Source organism: Rhodobacteraceae bacterium LMO-JJ12, assembly GCA_021555075.1.
GTDB lineage: Bacteria > Pseudomonadota > Alphaproteobacteria > Rhodobacterales > Rhodobacteraceae > JAKGBX01.
Genome location: JAKGBX010000001.1, coordinates 1,900,955 through 1,916,681 on the forward strand (window position 1 = coordinate 1,900,955; position 15,727 = coordinate 1,916,681).

General features: G+C 59.7%; 16 protein-coding genes and 1 tRNA gene. 7 read left to right on the top strand and 10 right to left on the bottom strand.

The features are described from left to right. Nucleotides 1-53 precede the first annotated feature (53 nt). The 4 genes from LZG00_09025 to fabI all read right to left on the bottom strand — a co-directional run bounded on the left by LZG00_09025 (nt 54) and on the right by fabI (nt 3,346). On the bottom strand, nt 54-1,241 hold the full coding sequence (locus tag LZG00_09025; GenBank protein MCF3594142.1) for an aminotransferase: 1,188 nt from the start codon (nt 1,239-1,241) through the stop codon (nt 54-56). A gap of 139 nt (nt 1,242-1,380) precedes the next feature. Beyond that, on the bottom strand, nt 1,381-1,899 hold the full coding sequence (gene gpt, locus LZG00_09030) for a xanthine phosphoribosyltransferase (protein ID MCF3594143.1): 519 nt from the start codon (nt 1,897-1,899) through the stop codon (nt 1,381-1,383). Nucleotides 1,900-1,912: 13 nt separating this feature from the next. After that, nucleotides 1,913-2,530: a LysE family translocator gene (locus tag LZG00_09035; protein ID MCF3594144.1), complete on the bottom strand. Its 618-nt coding sequence runs from the start codon at nt 2,528-2,530 to the stop codon at nt 1,913-1,915. A gap of 9 nt (nt 2,531-2,539) precedes the next feature. After that, nucleotides 2,540-3,346 (bottom strand): enoyl-ACP reductase FabI, encoded by an 807-nt coding sequence (gene fabI, locus LZG00_09040; GenBank protein MCF3594145.1) that lies wholly within the window; start codon nt 3,344-3,346, stop codon nt 2,540-2,542. Nucleotides 3,347-3,488: 142 nt separating this feature from the next. Here fabI and pdxH point away from each other — a divergent pair, with 142 nt between their 5' ends. From pdxH to LZG00_09055, 3 genes are all read left to right on the top strand, one after another. Then, nucleotides 3,489-4,094, top strand: coding sequence for a pyridoxamine 5'-phosphate oxidase (pdxH, locus tag LZG00_09045; protein ID MCF3594146.1), 606 nt, complete (start codon nt 3,489-3,491; stop codon nt 4,092-4,094). Between the two features lie 113 nt (nt 4,095-4,207). Further along, nucleotides 4,208-4,747: a cold shock domain-containing protein gene (locus LZG00_09050; protein MCF3594147.1), complete on the top strand. Its 540-nt coding sequence runs from the start codon at nt 4,208-4,210 to the stop codon at nt 4,745-4,747. A gap of 47 nt (nt 4,748-4,794) precedes the next feature. Then, entirely contained in the window at nt 4,795-5,247 is a 453-nt protein-coding gene (locus tag LZG00_09055) for a DUF192 domain-containing protein (protein MCF3594148.1), read from the top strand. A 250-nt stretch (nt 5,248-5,497) separates the two neighbouring features. Here LZG00_09055 and LZG00_09060 read toward each other — a convergent pair whose 3' ends face one another. The 4 genes from LZG00_09060 to LZG00_09075 all read right to left on the bottom strand — a co-directional run bounded on the left by LZG00_09060 (nt 5,498) and on the right by LZG00_09075 (nt 10,231). Next, nucleotides 5,498-6,580, bottom strand: a complete 1,083-nt coding sequence (locus tag LZG00_09060; protein MCF3594149.1) for a methyltetrahydrofolate cobalamin methyltransferase — start codon at nt 6,578-6,580, stop codon at nt 5,498-5,500. Nucleotides 6,581-6,583: 3 nt separating this feature from the next. Then, the gene (locus LZG00_09065) at nt 6,584-7,516 is read right to left on the bottom strand and encodes a methylenetetrahydrofolate reductase (protein MCF3594150.1); all 933 of its coding nucleotides are present in this window, start codon (nt 7,514-7,516) and stop codon (nt 6,584-6,586) included. 28 nt (nt 7,517-7,544) lie between these two features. Further along, nucleotides 7,545-7,841 (bottom strand): virulence factor, encoded by a 297-nt coding sequence (locus tag LZG00_09070; GenBank protein ID MCF3594151.1) that lies wholly within the window; start codon nt 7,839-7,841, stop codon nt 7,545-7,547. 509 nt (nt 7,842-8,350) lie between these two features. Then, entirely contained in the window at nt 8,351-10,231 is a 1,881-nt protein-coding gene (locus LZG00_09075; GenBank protein MCF3594152.1) for a PhoX family phosphatase, read from the bottom strand. A gap of 221 nt (nt 10,232-10,452) precedes the next feature. Here LZG00_09075 and LZG00_09080 point away from each other — a divergent pair, with 221 nt between their 5' ends. Both LZG00_09080 and LZG00_09085 read left to right on the top strand, forming a co-directional pair. Then, entirely contained in the window at nt 10,453-11,565 is a 1,113-nt protein-coding gene (locus LZG00_09080; protein MCF3594153.1) for a Ppx/GppA family phosphatase, read from the top strand. A 124-nt stretch (nt 11,566-11,689) separates the two neighbouring features. After that, nucleotides 11,690-12,406 carry an RlmE family RNA methyltransferase gene (locus LZG00_09085; protein MCF3594154.1) on the top strand — a complete coding sequence of 239 codons (717 nt, stop codon included), beginning with the start codon at nt 11,690-11,692 and terminating at the stop codon, nt 12,404-12,406. A gap of 16 nt (nt 12,407-12,422) precedes the next feature. On the opposite strand, the gene LZG00_09090 is transcribed toward LZG00_09085, so the two are convergent. Then, nucleotides 12,423-12,632 (bottom strand): hypothetical protein, encoded by a 210-nt coding sequence (locus LZG00_09090; GenBank protein MCF3594155.1) that lies wholly within the window; start codon nt 12,630-12,632, stop codon nt 12,423-12,425. A gap of 278 nt (nt 12,633-12,910) precedes the next feature. Here LZG00_09090 and LZG00_09095 point away from each other — a divergent pair, with 278 nt between their 5' ends. Both LZG00_09095 and LZG00_09100 read left to right on the top strand, forming a co-directional pair. Next, entirely contained in the window at nt 12,911-13,360 is a 450-nt protein-coding gene (locus tag LZG00_09095; GenBank protein ID MCF3594156.1) for an HIT family protein, read from the top strand. A gap of 204 nt (nt 13,361-13,564) precedes the next feature. Beyond that, nucleotides 13,565-15,442 carry an ATP-binding protein gene (locus LZG00_09100; protein MCF3594157.1) on the top strand — a complete coding sequence of 626 codons (1,878 nt, stop codon included), beginning with the start codon at nt 13,565-13,567 and terminating at the stop codon, nt 15,440-15,442. Nucleotides 15,443-15,618: 176 nt separating this feature from the next. On the opposite strand, the gene LZG00_09105 is transcribed toward LZG00_09100, so the two are convergent. Next, nucleotides 15,619-15,693 (bottom strand) — tRNA-Asn (locus LZG00_09105). Nucleotides 15,694-15,727 lie beyond the last annotated feature (34 nt).

Genomic DNA, 15,727 nt, shown 5'->3' on the forward strand with positions numbered 1-15,727 from the left:
ATTGCCTGACCGCGCAAGGGGCAAGGCCTCGTGGTGATTTGCCTGCAATTGGCTTAGGTTCGGGGGGCAAACGTCAACGAGTCGAGCCGCTCGAACAATGTGGCGATGCCGGATGTGTCAATGTTGGCGAAAGCGATGCGCAATTCGCGCTGCGCGCTGGCGGTCCCGCTGGGGTAGAACATGGGGCCGGGCAGCAGAAGGACGCCCGCTTCGCGCACCAGTTGCGGCGCAAGCGCGTCGGCGTCCAATGCGAAGGGATGTTCGACATAGGCAAAATAGGCACCCGCACCGCGCAGACGCCAGCCCTTGGCGGCAAGACGCGGGAAACCGGCGTCGATAGCGGCGCGGCGCGAGAGGATCTCGCTGCGTTCGCCAGCGAGCCATTGCGAGAGGTTGCGCATCGCCCAGAGGGCCGCATGCTGCGAGGGTTGGTTGGGACAGATGGTGACGGTGTCGAGAAACTTCTCGGCCTCGGCCAGCCGCGCGGGCGAGGCGATCATCGCGCCGAGGCGATGGCCGGTGAGGCGGTAGGCCTTGGAGAAGGAATAGAGCTGAATAAGCGTGTTGTCCCAATCGGGATCACAAAAAAGATCATGCGGCGCGCCGGGGAGGGAATGAAAGTCGCGGTAGGTTTCATCTATGATGAGAGCGATTCCGGCGTCCTGCGCGAGCGTATGGAAGGCGCGCAGAAGCGCGGGCGGATATTCGACGCCGCCGGGGTTGTTGGGCGTAACCAGAGCGATGGCACGGGTGCGCGGCGTGATCAGGGCGCGCGCCGCCTCGGGGTCGGGCATGAGGGCGGTGCCGGTCGCAAGCGGAACCGCGCGCACTCCGGTCATGTCACACCACATTTTATGGTTGAAATACCAAGGCGTGGGTATGATCACCTCGTCGCCTTCGCGGGTCAAGGTCATCAGCGCAGCGGCGAAGGCCTGGTTGCAGCCGGATGTGATTGCCACCTGCGCGGCGCGCACCGGCCCGCCATAGATACCCTGCCATTGCGATGCCACCTCCTCGCGCAGGGCGGGCAGGCCAAGCACGGGACCATAGAAATGCGCCGTCGGATCGTTGCAGATCACATCCGCCATGGCCGCGCACAGTCCTTCGGGCGGGGGATCGAGGGGGGCAGCTTGGGATATGTTGATCAACGGGCGCTCGGGCGGGAAATCAACCCCTTCAAGCCAGCGGCGCGCCTGCATGACCGGAGAGACGAAGGTTGCAGCGGTGCGCGTGTCAGTCATGGGTTTGCTCGTTGTGCCAGAGGGGGGGACGCTCCGCGGGGGATATTTGGAGCAAGATGAAATCGAAAGGCCGCCTCAGGCTTCATCTTGCTCTAAGTATCCCCGCCGGAGGCTCCCTGATTTCAAACCTGCGCGCCGTTCAGTCCACGCCGCGATAGGGTTCGACATATTGCAGCGCCATGTCCCATGGGAAGAAAATCCAGGTGTCTTGGGAAACCGCCGTGATATAGGTATCGGCCTGTTTTTCGCCTTCGGGTTTGGCGTAGACACAGGCGAAATGGGCGTTGGGATAGAGTGAGCGCACTAGTTCGAGGGTTTTGCCGCTATCCACCAGATCATCGACGACAAGGATGCCGGTGCCATCGCCCATCATGTTAGCGTCGGGGGATTTGATGACTTCGGCCTCGCGGCGCTGATCTGCCTTGCCGCCACCGGAATGGTAGGATTTGACCGAGACCGTATCGACAGTGCGAATGTCGAGTTCGCGTGCCACGATCATTGCCGGGGCCATGCCGCCGCGGGTGATCGCAACAACCGCCTTCCAGGCACCGTCATCGGGGCCTTTGCCGTCAAGACGCCAGGCCAGTGCGCGCGCGTCGCGGTGCAATTGGTCCCAGCTGACGTGGAAGCCTTTTTCGTGGGGGAGACGGTCGGTCATGGCAGCTTATCCTTCAGCGATCAATGAGCAGGCGCAGCCCAAGGGTTCCAAGCACGGCGGCGGCGGTGCGGTCAAACAGCGGTTTGAGACGCAGATAGCTGTCGCGGGCCGGGCCGGTTGAGAGGGCGAGGGCAAATAGAATGTAAGCGGTGAATTCGACCAGCATGTGATTGGTCACGATCAACAGTTTTTCGCCACCGCTGAGGTTTGACGGGAAGATCACCACCAGCACCGAAGCGGCAAAGAGCACTGCTTTGGGATTGGCGAAATTCACCAGCACCCCTGACAGGAAGGCGCGGCGGCGGCGCGGCAGCGCAACAGCGGAGTCTGCGGTTGAAAGCGGTGTGGTGGCGTGGCGCCATGTTTGAATGGCGATCCAGATAAGATAGGTCGCACCGATGACTTTCAGCGTGAGATAGGCCCAGGGGAACAGAGCCAGAAGCGCATCAAGGCCAAGCAACGCAGTGCCTGTCCAGAGCGCGGCCATGGTGCCGAGGCCAAGGCCTGTGGCAATGCCGTGAGACCTTCCACCCAAAAGGGTGGCGCGGATCGCCACCAGCATGGCCGGGCCGGGGCTGGCCAAGGCGGCGAGCAACGTAAAGTTGAAGGCAATGAGGTGGGCGGGTTCCATGCGCGCGGATCAGGCCTTTTCGATATCGGGCGCGTCGACCGCTTTCATGCCGACGATGTGATAGCCGGCATCGACATGCAGGTTTTCACCGGTCACGCCCGAGCCAAGATCGGAGAGCAGGTAGAGCGCGGATTTGCCGACGTCGTCGATGGTCACGTTGCGCCGCAGCGGCGAGTTATATTCGTTCCACTTCAGGATATAGCGGAAATCGCCGATGCCGGACGCGGCCAGCGTTTTGATCGGGCCTGCCGAGATGGCGTTGACGCGGATGCCGTCCTTGCCCAGATCCTCGGCCATGTATTTGACCGAGGCCTCAAGCGCGGCCTTGGCGACGCCCATGACGTTGTAATGCGGCATGACCTGTTCGGCGCCGTAATAGGTGAGGGTGAGGGCAGAGCCGCCTGCGCCCATCAGTTTCTCGGCGCGTTGCATCACGGCAGTGAAGGAATAGACCGAGATGTCCATCGTCATCAGAAAGTTGTTTTTGGAGGTGTCGACATAGCGGCCACGCAGCTCGTTCTTGTCAGAAAAGCCGATGGCGTGGACGATGAAATCGAGCTTGCCCCATTTATCTTCGATTTCGGCGAAGGCGGCATCGAGCGAGGCGGGGTCGGAGACATCGCAATCAATCAACGTTTTGACGCCGATCTGTTCGGCCAGTGGCGCCACGCGTTTGCGAAAAGCTTCACCCATATAGGAGAAAGCCATTTCAGCGCCGGCATCGGCGCAGGCCTTGGCTATGCCCCAGGCGATGGATTTATCATTCGCGAGTCCCATTATGAGTCCACGCTTGCCTGCCATCAGGTTGTTCGACATCTGTCCCCCATCTGCGCCAATGCGACACACTTATGCTGTTTGATTTCTTTAGGCGATTGAATAGGGTGCATCAAGCGAAAGGGGCAGGGCGTGGGGCAGGAAGCCTGAACTGGGCGTGCCTGAAACATGAGGATTGATCGGCGTGGCAGACAGAAACGGTATATTTGCGGGGGACGATCCGTTTGTGATTGCCAGGACCTGGCTTGACGAAGCCGAGGCGTCAGAACCCAATGATCCCAACGCCATCGCTTTGGCCACGGTGGATAGCGCTGGACTGCCCAATGTGCGCATGGTTTTGCTCAAGGAGATCGAGGCGCAAGCCTTTGTATTTTATACCAATTACAACAGCGCCAAGGCCCGCGAGATCGAGACGGGTGGCAAGGCGGCGTTTGTGCTACACTGGAAAAGTCTCAGACGGCAAATCCGGGTGCGCGGGCTGGTTGAGCGAGAGGATGGGCCGCAGGCGGATGCCTATTACGCCTCGCGTTCGCTCAAGAGTCGGCTGGGGGCATGGGCTTCGGCGCAGTCGCAACCGTTGAGTTCACGCGCTGCTCTGGTGGCGGAAGTGGCAAAGGTTACAGCGCGGGAAGGTGCGAACCCCAAGCGGCCGCCCTTCTGGGGGGGATTTCGGATCATACCGTTGGAGATCGAATTCTGGGCCGATGGAATGTTTCGCTTGCATGACAGGTTCCGTTGGCGGCGCACAACGCCCGAGGAAAACTGGGGGATTCAACGTCTGAACCCGTGAGTTTTATGAATCGCGAAAAGCAAGCAATTGATAGTAATTAGTTTTTTCTTCTTGAAACTGGACGCCTCATTGCGCATGACAGAAGCTGGGGATGGAAAAAATGGACACTTATTTTGAAACAGGATGCGAATAGCACCCGTGAAGTGTCTGGTCAGGTAAAGTGGTTTGATCCTGTCAAGGGATTTGGTTTTGTGGTGGCCGATGAAGGCGGACCAGACATTTTATTGCACGCAAACGTCTTGCGTAACTTCGGGCAAAGCTCGGTTGCGGATGGCGCGCGCGTGCAAATCATGGTGCAGGAAACAGACCGCGGTGTTCAGGCCGTGGACGTGTTGCGAATAGACCCGCCAGAGTGTGTTGGTCCCGCGTCACTGGCGGATTTTGCTGATATTGATCCCGAAGTGATGCGCACAGCACCACTGGAGCCTGCGCGGGTGAAATGGTTCGACAAGGGCAAGGGGTTTGGCTTTGCCAATGTTTTTGGTCGTGACGAGGATGTATTTGTGCACATTGAAGTGCTGCGGCGCTCTGGGTTTGCCGAGTTGCAGCCTGGGGAGGCGCTGGCCATTCGGGTGATAGACGGTAAACGCGGGCGTATGGCGACAGAGGTTTGTGCCTGGGAAACAGCGCTGCTGGATGAGTGCAAGAGGTGAGTCGGTTGAGCGCTTGGGCAGTAAGAATCTTGGCAAGGCGTCTGGCCTTGGCATTGGCGTTTTTGCTTTTCGGCGCGGCACCGATTCTGGCTGAGTCCTGTCGTGAGGATACTGTGTTTCTACGCGGCGAATGGGGCACGGCACGATTCAACGTTGAATTGGCTGATACGGTCCGCCTGCGGGCGCGCGGGTTGATGCATCGCGATAGCCTGCCGACCAGCGCGGGCATGCTGTTCATCTATCCGCGACCCAGTTTCGTAGCATTCTGGATGAAAAATACACGCATTCCGCTCGACATGATCTTCTTGGACGCGCAAGGCGTGGTGCAGCGGGTGCATCATCAGGCAGTGCCCGGCGATTTGACACAGATTCCTGGGGGATCGAATATCCTGGCGGTGTTGGAGATCAATGGTGGGCTGGCGCGCGCGATTGGCATCACCGAGGGAAGCGAAATGCACCATCCAGCCTTTGGTGCAAAGGCGGCCTGGCCCTGTGAGTAGAGCGCGGGTGGTGTGACGAGCGGCAGATTGTTCATCAAGCCGCAGCACTGATGGTTGTCTTGGCCCCAAACCGTATCGAAGTTGGTTGTTTCACCCCCAAACCACATAGATATTGGGGGTTTACCCCCAAACCCCCAGGATATTTCCGGTCAGAGGAAGACCCGGCGGAGGGCTGTCCCTTGAGCTGTGCGGGAGAAAAGGAAACCCCGCCCGATTGGGGGCGGGGCTGAGATCACGGCAAAGTTTGGGATCAGGCGCGGCGGCGGCGCCCACCGGTGCGGCCAGCGCGGCCACGGGTTTCATGACCGGCCTTGGGTGCGACCTTGTTGAAGTGAATCCACTCGGAGCCGCCTTCGTCGTTGTTGGTGAGGAAGTTGGCGGCGCGGATTGCTTCCATTTCCTTGCCGGGGCGCGGTTTGGTTGAGCCGAGGCCGAACAGGATGCAGAAGGTTTCATCGTCGATATCGGCGGGCAGGATGATGCCTGCGGCCTCAATCTCGGCTTTCTTCTCGGCCAGTTTGGTCGGGCCGACGGGGATGGCGATGGGGTTCATGATGGCGCTGGTCATGCCGGCACCCATGGCCATGGGCAGGAAGGCGTTGTTGATGCCATGACGGTTGGGCAGGCCGAACGAGATGTTGGAGGCGCCGCAGGTGGTGTTGACGCCGAGTTCTTCGCGCAGACGGCGCACCAGTGTGAAAACCTGCAAACCGGCCGTGCCCATGGCGCCGATCGGCATGACCAGCGGGTCAACCACGATGTCATGTGCGGGAATGCCGAAATCGGCGGCGCGTTCGACGATCTTCTTGGCGACGGCAAAGCGCACGTCGGGGTCTTCGGAAATGCCGGTGTCGTCGTTGGAGATTGCGACCACCGGAACGTTGTATTTCTTGACCAGCGGCAGGACCAGTTCCAGGCGCTCTTCTTCACCGGTGACCGAGTTCAGGAGCGGGCGGCCTTCGGCGGTGGCGAGGCCATTTTCCAGCGCGCCGGGCACCGAGCTGTCAATGCAGAGCGGGATGTCGGTCACGGCCTGAACACAGGCGATCAGCTTTTTCATCAGGTCGGGTTCAACAAAGTTGTTGTCGGCATAGCGCGGGTCTTCGGCCATCTTGTTGGAGAAGACGGCGCCCGAATTGATGTCGAGAATGTTGGCACCGGCGGCGACCTGGGCGATTGCGTCGGCTTCGACGCGGGAAAAATCACCGCGTTCAAGCTCTTCGTTGAGGATCTTGCGGCCCGTGGGGTTGATCCGCTCGCCGATCACGCAGAACGGTTGGTCAAAGCCGATGATGGCGGTTTTGGTTTTGGATTCGACGATAGTGCGGGTCATTGATTATCCTTGTTGGTTTGCCGGAACGCCCGAAGCGCCGCCGTGATCCTGGGCCCAGGTGGCATTGGTCTTGATACCGCCAAGCGGGAAGAAATGCACCTGTTCGATGTTGCTGTCAGGGTTTGCAGCCTTGTGAGCGGCGAGTTGGGTGAGCACTTCGGTGGGCTCAAACGGCAGCAAGAGCTTGGTCACATCCTTGGCGCGACGTTGCAGCACGCGCAGCGAGGGGCCGACGCCACAGGTGACGGCGAATTTGATCATGGTTTGCAGCTTGGCCGGGCCGGCGATGCCGATATGGATGGGCAGGGTGATGCCCGCCTCCTTGAGACCATCAGCCCAGGCGATGATCGGGGCGGCCTCGAATGCGAATTGCGTGGCGAGGGCCATTTTGGCGTCGGTGCGTTCGGAAAATTTCTGTTTCCATTGAAGGGCCTCGTCGACCAGGCGGGTGCCGCCCTTGGGGTCAATATCGCGGTTGCCTTCGGGGTGACCGGCGACGTGCAGGCGGGTGAAACCGGCCTTGTCGAAGAGCCCGGTTTCAAGGAGTTGCATCGAACAGTGGAAATCGCCCTGGGGCTGATCGAGGCCACCGGCGAGCAGAAGCGCCTGTTTCACGCCCGCTTCGCCCTGATACATGTCGATCCAGTTTTGCAGGGTGGCTTTGTCGGCGATGATGCGGGCCGGGAAATGCGGCATCACGTCATAGCCCTCAAGCGCCAGGCGCGCGGCGGTGGCGACCATTTCCTCGATCGGGGTGCCGTCGATATGGGCGATATAGACGCGGGTTCCACGCGGCAGGTGATCGCGGAAATCCTCGACCTTGCTGGCGGTGCGCGGCATCACCTCGATGGAATACCCCTTGAGAAAGGCCTCAAGCTCGGGGTTGACGGGGGCGGCCGGGGCCGTTGCTTTCTTGCGGAAATTCAGCAGTGACATCATCACACTCCAAAGGCGCATAGGGGCTTCAGGCCCAGCCATCGTTGGCAATCAGGGCCTTGATGCGCTCCTGATCGTATTCAGTGTCGAGCCGTGCAGCCTCAGCCGCCACGATCTCGGAGGGGTCTCCTTGGACGGAGTAGGAAGGGGCTTTGCGCCATTCGGCCAGATAGGCATCGGCATCACGGGCGCCGATTTTCATCGCGGCGCGGTCGATGGCCTGCTCGAAACGCTCGGGCAGGGGCATTTTTGACCCGCGACGCCCTTTACCCACGATCACTTGGGCCGGGATGTCGCGCCAGTAGACGATTGTGACGTCGGGCATGGATGATTCCTTCCTTATCCTGTCGTCCCTCATACTGGAGCATATGGGTGGAAAACGGGCGGATTTCGACTTTGCACGCGCGCTTAGCGACGTTCGAAGCATAGGGTAGAGCGCAAGGACAGGGGGCGCCATGGGGGGAGGCTTGCGAAATATTCATGATGATGTTGAAGGGAATCGTGGGGTTCACCTATACAGGCAGAGTGTCGAAGACATTTGTGTGCGGGCAGAATGCGCAATGGGCCGGGTCGCATTGGATGGCTATGTGTGCAAATCGACATTGCGCCTATTTCCGCGTTCGCCGATTTGAGACGTATCCTGCTTAGCCTGGCTGGGTGTTGCCCGCGCCTTGGCCTTTGGTGCGATGGGCGTGATCTGTCGTGCGCTTCATCGCCATTGGGTTCACCTCACACGAAGAGCGTAGATTCGGGAGAGTGAGGGGATTGGCGGACTGCTTCGCTGACTGGGGCAGTTCGGTTTCGACACATTTCCAGTGATCCTGCTTGATCGGATCACCCCACCGGGCCGCCGTCGCGCCGGGTGATGGCGATGATGGCAGAGCGCGGCACGCTATCGCCACCGTCGGGCCAATGGCTGCCGCCCTTGTCGCCCGGGTGTTGAATGCCGACGAACATGGTGCGCCGGTCGGGCGACCAGCAGAGGCCCGAAACCTCGCATTCAACCGGGCCGGTGAGGAAGCGATGAATCTCGCCCGTTGCGGGATCGCCTGCCAGCATTTGATTGTTGCCGTGGCCCGCGAAGGGGCCGGTGTTGCTATCGTTGCCGTCGGTTTGAATCCACAGCAGGCCAGAGGGGGAGAAATGCAGCCCGTCGGGGGAATTGAACATATTGTTTTCGGTGATGTTTTCAGAGCCGCGATTTGCGTCGGAATGGAGCGACGGGTTGCCTGCCAGTGCGTAGAGATCCCATGTGAAGGTATCTGAGGCATGGTTGCCCGTGTCGGGGCGCCAGCGCACGATCTGGCCATAGATATTGGCGGCACGCGGGTTGGGGCCGCTTGCGGGCGTGGGATCGCCGCCGGCGTTGGGTTTGAGCGCGCGATTCTTGTTGTTGGTGAGGGCGCAATAGACCTCGGGCTTGTTGGGGTTGATGGCGACCCATTCGGGGCGGTCCATGGTTGTCGCGCCCAGCGCAGAGGCGGCAAGGCGGGTGTGGATGCAGATTTCTGCGGGCGACATGCCGGTGCTTTCCGGGGTGAGTGGCAGCCATTCGCCCGCCCCTGTGTCGTGGAATTTGGCGGCATAGAGCGTGCCGTTTTCCATCAGATCGTCGGTATCGACGTCGGGTGCGTAGGGATGCGCCGAGACATAGCGATAGAGAAATTCACCGCGTTCATCATCGCCCATGTAGATGACAAGACGGCCATCGCGCGCCAGCACGCATTCGGCGTTTTCATGTTTGAAACGGCCCAGAGCGGTGCGTTTTTTCGGGGTCGAGGTGGGGTCGCGCGGGTCGATTTCAACGACGTAGCCGGCGCGGTTTGCCTCGTTCGGGGTGCGTGCGATATCAAATCGAGGATCAATCTGTGACCATCCATAGCCCCAATCGCGCGATGAGAGGCCATAGCGGGTTTGTGCGGGGGTGGGGGAGAAGGTCTTGTCTGTGGTGGCGAAGTAGCCGTTGAAGTTTTCTTCACAGGCGAGGTAGCTGCCCCAAGGGGTCTGGCCCGATCCGCAGTTGTTCCATGTGCCTATTGCCTGGGTGCCGGTCGGGTCGGCGGGGGTCTGCATCAAGGGGTGGCCACGGGCGGGGCCGGTGATGTGCATCGGAGTGCGCGGGGTGATGCGGCGGTTGAACGGGCTGTCGATGACAGGGTGCCAGCCTTTTGTGCCCTGTGCGTTCTGGGCCAGTTCGACCACCGTGACACCATGAGCGAGCATGCCCTTTTCGATGTCGTCGGGCGTTTCGGGCCAGCCATCGGCGCGGTTGCCCCAGATCACCCGGCGGTTGGCGTATTCGCTATTGACCACGAGGAGGGTGCGGCCCGCGTGCGAAAAGAGCTTCATGCCGTCGGTATTGTCGCCAAAGGCGCGGGCTTGTGACGCGGCGGTGCCACGGGTGAGGGGATCAAACGCGGCACCATCCGACCAGAGCGGATCACCCCAACGCAGCACAACCTCGGCCTTGTAGCGGGGGGGCACGCGCACCGTGTCATCGGTTGAAGCGGTGATGGGGGCAAACGGAAAGCGGCGCGATTGCGCCGTGGCGGGCAGGCCAGCGAGGGTGGCGATGCCACCGAGGGCCATCACACCGCCGAGAAAGCCACGTCGCGAGAGGGCGCGCGCGACGACACCATCAAAGCCTGTTTCTGTGGGGCGGGGGAAATGGATATCGTCAAAGGTGTCAAAGCTCGGGTCGTGCTGTTGTGTCATCTGATGCGGCCTTTTCCCGGTTGGATGCAGTATTAAACGGTGCTGGCGCGCTGTCCAAAGCGTTTTGCGCGCGACCTGTTGACCCGTGTGACCCATGTGCGGGGCCAGGTGCGCAATATGCAGGCGGGCAGGGTTGGGTTAAGGCGGGGTGTGGTGAAATCCCTTGCGTGCGGCGTGGGGCGTGCCTAGATTGAGGGCAACTCGAAATGGAGGGCGTGAGTATGGCGCCCAAGCGTCCCGAAGGTGCGGGCGCATTCCCGAAACCGGTAGAGAGCCCCGCGCCCAATCCGCCGGATCCATCGCAGCTCTATGCCGCGCTCGATCTCGGTACCAATAGTTGTCGGATGCTGATTGCCCAACCCAAGGGCAATCAGTTTCACGTCGTGGATTCGTTCTCGAAGTCCGTGCAGTTGGGCGCCGGGCTGGAACGTACCGGGCGTCTTAGCCGGGCATCGATGGGGCGCACGGTTCAGGCGCTGCGCATCTGTCAGCAAAAGCTCAAACGTCATAATGTGAAGCATATGCGGCTGGTCGCGACAGAAGCCTGTCGGCGGGCGGTGAATGCCCGTGAATTCATGGCCCATGTGCGGCGCGAAACCGGTCTCAGCCTGGAAATCATCCAGACCGAGGAGGAGGCGCGGCTGGCGGTGATCTCGTGTGCGCCTCTGGTCAGCATCAACACCGAACAATTGCTGGTGGTTGATATCGGCGGTGGTTCGACCGAGTTGGTCTGGATTGATCTGAGCCAGGTGCCCAAACGTGACCGTCCGCGCGCTATCATGCGGTTGCACAGCGGGTTTAACGGGACAGGGTCGCGGTTTCCCGCCGCCAAGGTGGTTGACTGGATATCGGTGCCGCTTGGGGTGGTGACGCTGCGCGATCAGTTTCGCGATGTTGAGGATGACTCGGCGCGCTTTGCGCTGATGAGCTGGTTTTTCGAGGAAAACCTGGCGGAATTTGCGCCCTATAAAGACGAGCAGGCCCGCGAAGGGTTTCAGATTGTCGGCACCTCGGGCACGGTGACGACGGTGGCGGCGTCGCATCTGGGGTTGAACCGGTATGACCGCTCAAAGGTGGATGGGCTGCGTATGACCAGCGATCAGATCGATCTGGTGATCCGCGATTATTTGCGGCTTGGTCCGGCGGGGCGGCGGCGCGATCCGCGTATCGGGCAGGACCGTCAAGCCTTGATCATGAGCGGGGCCGCGATCTTGCAGGCCTTGCTGCGCTGTTGGCCCACCGACCGGCTGAGCGTGGCGGATCGGGGGCTGCGCGAGGGGCTGCTCTATGCCCAGATGAGCGCCGATGGTGTGCTGGAGGGTGGACCGTTCTGATGCGCGCGGAGCTGTCAGCGGTTTTCGGACGTTGAAAGAGGCGTTTCATTAGGTCGGTTTTCGGTGTAACGCTTCGCCGGTTCAAAGGGGTCGGTTCAGCGGGACCGGTCCAAAGGGGAAAGACATGGCCAAGACACCCAGCGGCAAGAATACATCCGGGCGCGGGCAGCGTGATCTGAAGGTGAAGGTGAAAACGGCGCGCGGGCGCACGCTTTCGTCAACCCGATGGTTGCAGCGTCAGTTGAACGATCCCTATGTGGTGCGAGCCCAGAAAGAGGGTTATCGCGGGCGCGCGGCGTTCAAGATCCTTGAGCTGGATGAGAAATACCGTTTTCTGGTGCCGGGCGCGCGGGTCGTCGATCTGGGCTGTGCGCCGGGGGGCTGGTGTCAGGTGGCGGTGCCACGGGTCAATGCGCTTGGCGACAAGGGCGGCAAGGCGGTGGGCCGGATCCTGGGTGTCGATTTGCAGGAGGTCGAGCCGATTGCGGGCTGTGAGCTTCATCAGCTTGATTTCATGGCCGATGATGCCGATTTGCAGGTCAAGGAGTGGCTGGGCGGCAAGGCGGATGTGGTGATGAGCGACATGGCCGCGTCAAGCTCGGGACATAAGCAGACGGACCATCTGCGCATCATCGCGCTGTGCGAGGCGGCGGCCTATTTCGCGTTTGATGTGCTGGAAATCGGCGGCACCTTCGTGGCCAAGGTTCTGGCCGGGGGGGCCGAGGGCGATTTGCAAAAGCTGCTCAAGCAGAAATTCGAGAAAGTGGCGAATGTGAAGCCGCCAAGCAGCCGGGCGGACAGTTCTGAAAAATTCGTAGTGGCGACGGGTTTCAGGGGCTAGAGGCGTGACGCACCTCTCAGCGACCAAAACTTGACGTGATGCCAATGGCTTGTTGTTCTTGTGGCAACAGAGATGTGCGGCTTGGTTGGGCGGTTTCACGCAGAGTTTGCGGCGCGGGCTGTGACGGTGTGTGGGCCGCGATCGTGTTCTGGCGGATCAACTCGAACAGGCGCATGTGACGCGGCGCGCCGCGGTTGGTGTGTGTCTGTAGATCAGCGGTTGTCATGTCTGTCGCCCTCCTGGGGTCTGGGTGCCGGCGTGGCCCCTTTGTCAGGCGTCAGAATCGGAAACAATTGTGGCGTGTTGTGTCCGAAATCGAAACAATTCCGGGGAATTTTGGGGGTGAATGCGGCATGATCTAGGCGGTGGGCGGATGTGTTTCCCGTTGTGTTGGCCCCGGATTGCGCATTGCACAAAGTCGCGTAAGTGTTTGCAATTGTGCCATTTAACAGCCAAGATAAGCGGCAGAATGCACCCGATGGGCGCGCGTGAAAGAGCGAACACATGAATGACAGTTGCCTGTTTTGCCGGATCGCTTCCGGCGATTTGCCAGCCCATCGCATCTATGAGGACGACCATATCCTGGCCTTTCTCGATCTGCATCCGATCCGTGCCGGCCATGCGCTCATCATTCCGAAAGCGCACTATGTCTGGTTTGAAGACCTGCCCGAAGATCTGGCGACGCGGATTACCAGTTGCGCGCAACGTCTGGCTCCGCAAATGAAGGCGCTCTATGGGGTCGAGCGCGTGGCCATGTTTTACACTGGCATCCATGTGCCTCATGCCCATGCTCATGTCGTGCCTATGCACCATGTGCATGACGTGACCTCGCAGGTGTATTTCGGGGCAGGCCCTGACGAATACGCGACGCCGCCGCAACTTCCGGACGCCGAAATGGAAGAGATTGCCCGGCAACTCAGCGCGAGTTTGCAGCCCTCAAAAGGCTTGGCCTGACAGATTGTATTCGTTGAATTCAATTATTGCCATATTTGTAACAACTTCACCTATTAACTTTGCTGTGCCGCAGGTTCGAAACGAAGAATTTGCGGTTTGGTATGTGCGAATTGAATAGTTTTGGGTACAGACCTGAAGAAATCTCAGCTTGGCATCTCGCCCCGACATGGCGCGGAATGCCAAGCTGACCTGCAAGAGTAGAGCATGACCTGCCTGACGAGCTTGGAATTCACCATCGTGCCTGCAGCTGTGGCCACACTGTGGGCGATTTGCGCCATCGTATTGGCTTGGGTCGCGCGGAATAATCGCTTTGCAGGCAAACCCGCCTTTATGCTGACATTCGTGGCGATGCTGTGGTGGTTGTTCACCGTTGCGTTCGATTTGGCCTCACAGGGGTTATCATGCAAGGTCGGTTGGTCCCTGGCGGCCTGGCCCGGGATTACATTGCTGCCAATTGCTTGGACGTTCTTCGTGTTCGACTATACGATGAACACCTACAAGGGCCGCAAGCCGATCCGTCTTTTGCTCTACATCGGATTGCCATCGCTGGTGAGTGCGATTGCTCTGACGAATAGCCAGACCCAGCTGCTTTACGGCACCGACACCCGCCTCGTGACCGAGGGAGCCAATACGTTCGTCATTTTTGACCACGGGCCGCTGTTTTATGCAGTCGCCGCAGGGCTCTACATCTTTATAGCGAGCACTTTGAGCGTGCTCACCTATGCCTACTTCAAGGCCAAGAAGAACATCCGACCATTCCTCGGCGTCTTGATTTCCATTACCGCCGCTCCATTGGTTGCCAATGTAGCCTATGTCGGCTGGGGGTTCACCGTATTCGGGTTCGACCCGACGCCCTTTATGTTCGCTGTCGCGCTTGTGGCCTTCAGTTGGCTTCTGATGAACAACAGGATGATGGATACCGCCGCCCAGGGGAGAGACCTGCTATTCTATGCCACGCACGATCCGGTGATCATCATAGATGCGGTGGGGCGGTTTGCTGGCGCAAACTCTGCGGCAAAAGCGATCTTTGAGGAAAATCTACCCACGTGTGGTGGGGCGCTCGGCCACCTGGAGATGATTGGCCCGATACTGAGTTTGCTTGGGGAAGCAGATGAACTCAGCGCTGCGGAGCCGATCTTGTTGGGGGATCGCACATACGAGCCGCAAGCCCTGCGAATTGAAAGCCCGATCCAGACGAAAGGACATCTGTTGGGCTGGTCGGTAAGGCTGTTCGATGTCACTGAAAGGGAACAATCGGCCGAAGCGCTGCGTCAAGCCGTTGCGCGTGCAGAGGCGGCCAACCGCGCAAAATCCGAGTTTCTCGCCGTGATCAGCCACGAATTGCGCACGCCCATGACATCTGTCAGAGGGGGCCTTGATCTGGCGCTTCATAGCGCCGCAGGTGATGTCAGCGCGCCCGTAAGAAACGTGTTGAGCATTGTTCAGAGGAATACCGTCAGGCTACAGATATTGATCGACGACATCCTCGATCTTCAAAAACTCGATCTGAACGCGATCACTCTCAATTGTCAGGAGTTGGATGCAGACGACTTCTTGCGGGAAACCATACAGGAATACGAAGCACATGCTGCTGAAGCCAAGGTTGAGATTCGCACTGTCTCAGAGGATGTAAACAGGAAGGTGAAGGCCGACTCGGGCCGTTTGAAGCAGGTCGTCGGGAACGTTCTTTCAAACGCCGTGAAGTTCTCGCCCGAAGGTGGGCAAGTTGAATGCTCGGCTCGTTTGACTGATACCATGCTGAGACTGTCAATTCGCGATAGTGGAATAGGTATTCCCGAAGATGCAGAGGATCAGGTTTTCGGACGGTTCAATCAGGTGGAGAGTTCGGTGACGCAGACGCCCGGAGGTTCCGGTCTCGGGATGCATATAGCCAAGCTTCTGATCGAGCGAATGGGGGGGGCCATTTCTTATGAAAGCCGCCTTGGCACAGGCACCACTTTCCACATCGACATCCCGCTTTCGTCACACGAGCTCCAGCCCCAATGGATATCAAACCCCGAGATTGAACGCCACCGCACGCGCGACGGTCTCAGCCTCGATCCCTTGCCACAGCTCGGATGAAAATGCCTGCGAATTTTCCCAATTGAGCCTAGCGGTCCAAGCATAGTCTCGTGACGGTGCTTTGAACCGTCGTTTGATGACGGTTCGAGCCGGACGTGCACCAGTTTGTGCACGTGCACGGGTGGCTCCGACTCTTGTCGGGGCTCAACCAATGAAATCAACCGCTTAGGTGATTTTGGCTCCGGCGGTAGGGATCGAACCTACGACCAATTGATTAACAGTCAACTGCTCTACCGCTGAGCTACGCCGGAACACGTCTGGCCATATAGCAATCGCAGTATGCCC